The 5,492-nt window shown below is 60.6% G+C and carries 3 rRNA genes; all 3 read right to left on the bottom strand.

Features of this window, described 5'->3' with window-relative positions:
* A 5S ribosomal RNA gene (gene rrf / locus GKC41_RS08610) occupies positions 1-117 on the bottom strand.
* A 170-nt stretch (positions 118-287) separates the two neighbouring features.
* Positions 288-3,357, bottom strand: a 23S ribosomal RNA gene (locus GKC41_RS08605).
* Positions 3,358-3,763: 406 nt separating this feature from the next.
* Positions 3,764-5,288: ribosomal RNA gene (locus GKC41_RS08600) — 16S ribosomal RNA — on the bottom strand.
* The 16S, 23S and 5S rRNA genes sit together here, the layout of an rRNA operon.
* Between the last annotated feature and the right edge of the window lie 204 nt (positions 5,289-5,492).

Raw genomic sequence — 5,492 nt, 5'->3', positions numbered from 1 at the left:
TGGCGGCGGTGTGCTACTCTCCCACACTCTTCCGGGTGCAGTACCATTGCCGTGCTGGGTCTTAGCTTCCGGGTTCGGAATGGGACCGGGCGTCTCCCCCAGGCCATGACCGCCGCGAATCTTCAATTTCATCCATCCCCTTCATGCGAAGGGCATGGGGTCTTCTGGCGGTTCGGGGACCGGATGGTGGACGCGTGTTCCGTTGTCGATCGCCTGCGTGTTCGTGCATATTGCCGCAGGCAGGATGCGCAGTAGGGTTGATGCCGCCACCCCTCCAGGGGGTGGGTGTTGTGTTGTCCTCGACCATTAGTGCCGGTCGGCTCCGCCCCTTGCGGGGTGTCCACGTCCGGTCTATCGACCATGTGTTCTGCATGGGGTCTTCAGAAGCCCGGAGGCTTCATGGAATCCTTATCTTGGAGGGGGCTTCCCGCTTAGATGCTTTCAGCGGTTATCCCATCCGAACGTAGCCAACCGGCCGTGCCGCTGGCGCGACAACCGGCATACCAGAGGTTCGTCCACCCAGGTCCTCTCGTACTATGGGCAGGGCTCCTCAAGATTCCAACGAGCGCAGAGGATAGAGACCAAACTGTCTCACGACGTTCTGAACCCAGCTCGCGTGCCGCTTTAATCGGCGAACGGCCGAACCCTTGGGACCTGCTCCAGCCCCAGGATGCGACGAGCCGACATCGAGGTGCCAAACCATCCCGTCGATATGGACTCTTGGGGATGATCAGCCTGTTATCCCCGGGGTACCTTTTATCCGTTGAGCGATGCCGCGTCCGTACGCCGGCACCGGATCACTATCTCCGACTTTCGTCCCTGCTCGACCCGTCGGTCTCGCAGTCAAGCTCCCTTGTGCGATTGCACTCAACACCCGATTGCCAACCGGGCTGAGGGAACCCTTGGGCGCCTCCGTTACTCTTTGGGAGGCAACCGCCCCAGTTAAACTACCCGCCAGGCACTGTCCCTGGCCGGGATGACCGGCCGAGGTTAGAGGCCAGATGAGGACAGAGCGGTATTTCACATTCCGGCTCCACGGATGCTGGCGCACCCGCTTCGAAGCCTCCCGCCTATGCTACACAGTCCGCACCTAACGCCAATACCAAGGTATAGTAAAGGTCCCGGGGTCTTTTCGTCCTTCTGCGCTTAACGAGCATCTTTACTCGTACTGCAATTTCGCCGAGCTCCTGGTCGAGACAGTGGGGAAGTCGTTACGCCATTCGTGCAGGTCGGAACTTACCCGACAAGGAATTTCGCTACCTTAGGATGGTTATAGTTACCACCGCCGTTTACCGGGGCTTGAATTCACCGCTGCCCCCTCCGAAGAGGGATGACGGATCCTCTTAACCTTCCGGCACCGGGCAGGCGTCAGTGCATATACAGCGACTTACGTCTTCGCATGCACCTGTGTTTTTGGTAAACAGTCGCTACCCCCTGGTCTGTGCCGCCCCAGCCGGCTCCGCGCGCAAGGCGCCTCACCGGCCGGGGCCTCCCTTATACCGAAGGCACGGGAGTGATTTGCCGAGTTCCTTGACCAGGATTCGCTCGATCGCTTTGGTATACTCTACCTGACCACCAGTGTCGGTTTGGGGTACGGGCGGCGCCAATCCTCACGCCGAAGCTTTTCTCGACGGAACGGCACACCGGATTCGGGGCACAAGACCCCCCATCATCACACCTCGCGCTCATGCCGGGCGGATTTGCCTGCCCGACGCGCCGCATGCTTGACCACGGATAACCACCACCGCGGCCCGGCTCCCGTTCCGTGTCACTCCCGCGCTACCCGCCACGCATCCACACGCCGGTCCCATGCCATCGGACGGTCCGAAGACCATCGCCCGACACGGGTAAGGGCACGCTTCCACGTCTTGGATTGGACGGCTTGACGCCGGTAGGAGAATATCGACTCCTTCATCCATTCGACTACGCCTGTCGGCCTCGCCTTAGGACCCGACTCACCCGGGGACGACGAACGTGGCCCCGGAACCCTTGGTCATCCAGCGGACGGGATTCTCACCCGCCTCTCGCTACTCATGTCTGCATTCTCACTTCCACGCGGTCCACGGCCGGCTCACGCCGCCGCTTCACCCCACGCGGAACGCTCTCCTACCCAGCACAGCGAACTGCGCTGCCGCGTCTTCGGTGGCGTGCTTGAGCCCCGCTACATTATCGGCGCGGAACCACTAGACCAGTGAGCTGTTACGCACTCTTTCAAGGATGGCTGCTTCTGAGCCAACCTCCTGGCTGTCTATGCGACTCCACATCCTTTCCCACTTAGCACGCGCTTGGGGACCTTAGACGACGATCTGGGCTGTCTCCCTCTCGACGACGGAGCTTATCCCCCGCCGACTCACTGCCGCGATACACCTCACACGTATTCGGAGTTTGGCTGCTGTCGGTACCCGATACGGGCCCTCAAGCATCCAGTAGCTCTACCCCATGGAGGCACTCACGCGACGCTGCACCGAAATGCATTTCGGAGAGAACCAGCTATCACGGAATTTGATTGGCCTTTCACCCCTAGCCCCAGGTCATCGGCCCGGTTTTCAACCCAGGTCCGTTCGGTCCTCCACGCGGTCTTACCCGCGCTTCAACCTGCCCAGGGCTAGATCATCCCGCTTCGGGTCCAGGACACGCGACTGGAACGCCCTTATCGGACTCGCTTTCGCTACGGCTGCCCCACACGGGTTAGCCTCGCCACGCACCACTGACTCGCAGACTCATTTTTCGATAGGCACGCCGTCACCCCGAAGGGCTCCGACGGATTGTAGGCACACGGTTTCAGAAACTCTTTCACTCCCCTCCCGGGGTGCTTTTCACCTTTCCCTCACGGTACTCGTACGCTATCGGTCAGACAGGAATATTCAGGCTTACCCCACGGTCGGGGCCGATTCACACGGGATTCCACGAGTCCCGCGCTACTTGGGAACAAGAACCGGCAGGCGGCGCGCCTTCGGCTACGGGGCCATCACCCTCTACGGCCGGGAATTCAATCCCGTTCGCCTCACACGCCGCTTTATCACTGCCGCCGGGCCCGTCGGAGCCCGGACGCCAAGTCCCACAACACCCATGCCGCAACCCCCGACGGGTATCACACGGCACCGGTTTGGCCATCATCCGCTTTCGCTCGCCACTACTCACGGAATATCCTTTCCTGCAGGTACTGAGATGTTTCACTTCCCTGCGTACCCCCCGCACGAATGCGGTGCCGGCCCATCACGGCCGGCGGGTTACCCCATTCGGACACCCTCGGATCAAAGCCCTGTCGGCGGCTCCCCGAGGCCTATCGCGGCCCCACGCGTCCTTCATCGGTCCTGTCTGCCAAGGCATCCACCATGCGCCCTTGCCGACAACACGACCACAGGCCATGCCACGACAACAACAACTGCGAACTGCCAGACGACAAATCATCACACTAAACGATCACAAAACGATCGACCCGAACCCACTCAAAAATAGGCTCGGACGAAACAATACAGCAGACAACCAGCCCGAAAGCCGGCCATCCGCTCGCGTCCACTATCCAGTTCTCAAACCACCAGCACACCGACAGGACCCGCCACAGGGCAACACCCCATGAGGAACCCGACGGGCATCAGGAACACCACCCACAAGGGTGGCGGTCCGGGAACCCAACAGCGCATCCATGCCACAGCCTCAAGACCGTTCCACGCCAGCACGCCCACACCATCCGGCCATCCGGCCGGACCCGCAGGCACGACCCCCACGCATCACACGCAGGGGATTTCCATAATCTCCGTAGAAAGGAGGTGATCCAGCCGCACCTTCCGGTACGGCTACCTTGTTACGACTTAGTCCCAATCGCGGACCTCACCTTAGACGGCTCCCCCCCTTACGGGTTGGGCCACCGGCTTCGGGTGCTGCCCACTTTCATGACTTGACGGGCGGTGTGTACAAGGCCCGGGAACGCATTCACCGCGGCGTTGCTGATCCGCGATTACTAGCGACTCCGCCTTCACGGAGCCGGGTTGCAGGCTCCGATCCGAACTGAGACCGGTTTTCAGGGATCCGCTCCATGTCACCATGTCGCATCCCGTTGTACCGGCCATTGTAGCATGCGTGAAGCCCTGGACGTAAGGGGCATGATGATCTGACGTCATCCCCACCTTCCTCCGGGTTAACCCCGGCGGTCCCCCGTGAGTTCCCGGCATGACCCGCTGGCAACACGAGGCGAGGGTTGCGCTCGTTGCGGGACTTGACCCAACATCTCACGACACGAGCTGACGACGACCATGCACCACCTGTGAACCGGCCCCGAAGGGAAGCCGCGTCTCCGCGGCCGTCCGGCACATGTCAAGCCCAGGTAAGGTTCTTCGCGTTGCATCGAATTAATCCGCATGCTCCGCCGCTTGTGCGGGCCCCCGTCAATTTCTTTGAGTTTTAGCCTTGCGGCCGTACTCCCCAGGCGGGATGCTTAACGCGTTAGCTCCGACACGGAACCCGTGGAACGGGCCCCACATCCAGCATCCACCGTTTACGGCGTGGACTACCAGGGTATCTAATCCTGTTCGCTCCCCACGCTTTCGCTCCTCAGCGTCAGTGACGGCCCAGAGACCTGCCTTCGCCATCGGTGTTCTTCCCGATATCTACACATTCCACCGTTACACCGGGAATTCCAGTCTCCCCTACCGCACTCCAGTCCGCCCGTACCCGGCGCCGATCCACCGTTAAGCGATGGACTTTCACACCAGACGCGACGAACCGCCTACGAGCCCTTTACGCCCAATAAATCCGGATAACGCTTGCACCCTACGTATTACCGCGGCTGCTGGCACGTAGTTAGCCGGTGCTTATTCGAAAGGTACACTCACTCTCGCTTGCTCCCAATCAAAAGCGGTTTACAACCCGAAGGCCGTCATCCCGCACGCGGCGTCGCTGCATCAGGCTTTCGCCCATTGTGCAATATTCCCCACTGCTGCCTCCCGTAGGAGTCTGGGCCGTATCTCAGTCCCAATGTGGCCGGTCGCCCTCTCAGGCCGGCTACCCGTCGAAGCCTTGGCAGGCCATCACCCCGCCAACAAGCTGATAGGACGCGACCCCATCCCATGCCGGTAAACCCTTTCCCACACCATCATGCGACAGCGCGGAGCATCCGGCATTACCACCCGTTTCCAGGAGCTATTCCGAAGCATGGGGCAGGTTGGTCACGCATTACTCACCCGTTCGCCACTCTCACCAGGCAGCAAGCTGCCCGGATCCCGTTCGACTTGCATGTGTTAAGCACGCCGCCAGCGTTCATCCTGAGCCAGAATCAAACCCTCCACAAAAAACATGAAGAAGCCGAAACGACTCACATCAATAATTGACGGGCCGGCTTCCATAAGGAGGAAACCAACCCACGAAAAACCCCGACACCCCTCACAACGCTCCCACGTACCCGACAACAGCCGGGCGGGCATCGGACTGGCAATCAAAAAGCTATAAGTAGCACAAACACGCTCTTGAGTTCTCAAACCACCACCACACCAACA

It is taken from the genome of Bifidobacterium asteroides, assembly GCF_009683175.1.
Classification (GTDB): Bacteria; Actinomycetota; Actinomycetes; order Actinomycetales; family Bifidobacteriaceae; genus Bombiscardovia; species Bombiscardovia asteroides_H.
Note: the sequence above shows the minus strand (reverse complement) of the source record. Positions and strands in the feature narration are given on the sequence as shown.